The 2,133-nt window shown below is 65.7% G+C and carries 2 protein-coding genes; both read right to left on the bottom strand.

Annotation, left to right across the window (positions count from 1 at the left end; translation table 11 throughout):
* A partial coding sequence (locus ACFOMF_RS18385) for an AAA family ATPase (protein ID WP_386367643.1) occupies positions 1–968 on the bottom strand: 968 nt, incomplete at its 3' end.
* A gap of 123 nt (positions 969–1,091) precedes the next feature.
* Complete coding sequence (locus ACFOMF_RS18380; protein ID WP_386367641.1) at positions 1,092–2,132, bottom strand: aliphatic amidase; 1,041 nt, start codon at positions 2,130–2,132, stop codon at positions 1,092–1,094.
* Position 2,133 lies beyond the last annotated feature (1 nt).

Here is a 2,133-nt window from a genome sequence, read left to right as displayed (position 1 = left end):
GCCTCGGCCAGTACCGGTTCGAGTTCGGTACGCAGGCGGCGGGCCAGATCACGAGCACCGAAGCGCACGTCCTGGCCGCTGCACAGGTGCCGGCGGGCGGCATCGGTCAGGGTCAGCGCCCTGCCCTGCTTCGCCAGCCGGGCGTTGAGCTTGCTCGACTCGATGTCCAGCAGCGCCTCCATCCATTGCCCCTCGATGCGCTCGAACCTGAGGATGCGGTCGATGCGGTTGAGAAACTCAGGGTCGAAGTGCCGGTGCAACGCGGCCTCCACCACCTGCGGCTCGTTTCGCGGCACCAGCCCCAGCCAGCGCCGCCACCCACCGTCGAAACGGGCCCGGTAGTGCCAGGCGTCCTGGGCGCCGATGTTGCTGGTCATGAAGATCAGGCTGTTGCGAAAATCGATCTTCCTGCTACCCGAGGACAGCGTCAGCTGACCGCTGTCGAGCACGTTGAGCAGGCTGCGCACCACCTCCTTGCTGGCTTTCTCCAGCTCGTCGAAGAGGACGATACCGGGACGGCTGAAGCTACCCTGGATCGCCTCGATGTCGAACAGCGTGGTGCCCTCCTTGCTGCCGACATAGCCCGGCGGCGCGCCGGTCAGCGCGGCGGCGTAGTGCTCCTGGGCCAGGGTGTTCATGTCGATGCGGCAGAAGGCGTCCGGCTTGCCATGGATGGCCTGGGCCAGCAGGCGCACGATCTCGGTCTTGCCGACCCCGGTGGGGCCCGTGAACAGGTTCACCGCCAGCGGGCGGCCGGGGTCGCCGATGCCGGCCTTGACCACCTTGAGCATCGCCTCCATGGCTTCCAGCGCGGACTCCTGGCCGACGATACGGCTGCGCAACAGGCGCATCGCCTCGTCCGGCTCGAACAGGAAGCGCGAGGTCTTCGCCGCCTTGGCGCGGGTGATGTCCGCCGCCTCGGCGGCCTGGGCGCGGTTGTGGTCGATCAAGTCATTGACGAAAGGCATAAGGATCTCTTGCGAAACTCGCCCCCATACGGCCAGGGGGGGCGAGCAGCAGGCAGGATGGGCTTCAGCCCACCCTGCCCAGACGTTGTGTCCAACGGGCCGAAGCCCACCCACCCTGCGGCCCTATCCCGCGGTCTTTTCCTTGCCGCCGTGTGGCAGGTCGTACACCGGGCAATCGGCCACGCCGACGGTGCTGCGGGTCATGGCCTCGACGTCGTCCCGGGCCTTTTCGGCATCCATCACCCAGGTGCGGTAGAACTCGAATGGACAGTCGGCCACGCCTCGATCGCCATCACCGGAGTTGTGCATGCCGGTGTAGCCGCGGTGCAGCAGCTTGAACAGGTGGTTCTGCGATTGGTCGTTGGCACGGGCGTCGCGAATCTGCGAGATCGACAGCTGGGCGTACTGGATGCCCATCTCCTCCTCGCCGCATTCGCCCAGGGTGCGGCCGTCGAAGCCGATGATCGCCGAGTGGCCGAAGTAGCTGTACACGCCGTCGAAGCCCGCGGCGTTGGCCACCGCGACGTAGCAGTTGTTGGCCCAGGCCATGGTCTTGGACATCAGCACCTGCTGCTCCTTGGCCGGGTACATGTAGCCCTGGCAGCGGACGATCAGCTCGGCGCCCTTCATCGCGCAGTCGCGCCAGATTTCCGGGTAGTTGCCGTCGTCGCAGATGATCAGGCTGATCTTCATGCCCTTCGGGCCTTCGGTGACGTAGGTACGGTCGCCGGGATACCAGCCTTCGATGGGGCACCAGGGGATGCACTTGCGATACTTCTGGACGATTTCGCCCTGGTCGTTGATCAGGATGAGCGTGTTGTACGGCGCCTTGGCCGGGTCTTCGTTGCGCTCGCCGGTGAGCGAGAAGATGCCCCAGGTCCTGGCCTCGCGGCAGGCGGCGGAGAAGATGGCGGTTTCCTCGCCGGGGATGGTGGCAGCGGTTTCCATCATCTCGGCCGGGTCGTACATGATGCCCATGGTGCTGTATTCGGGAAACACCACGAGATCCATGCCCGGCAGGCCGAGCTTCATGCCCTTGAGCATCTCGGCGATCTTGCGGGCGTTGTCGAGCACTTCGGCCTTGGTGTGCAGGCGCGGCATCTTGTAGTTGACGACGGCAACGCCGACGGTGTCGGGACTGCTGGAAATATCTCCGTGACGCATG

The organism is Stutzerimonas tarimensis (assembly GCF_042648805.1).
GTDB lineage: Bacteria > Pseudomonadota > Gammaproteobacteria > Pseudomonadales > Pseudomonadaceae > Azomonas > Azomonas tarimensis.
Note: the sequence above shows the minus strand (reverse complement) of the source record. Positions and strands in the feature narration are given on the sequence as shown.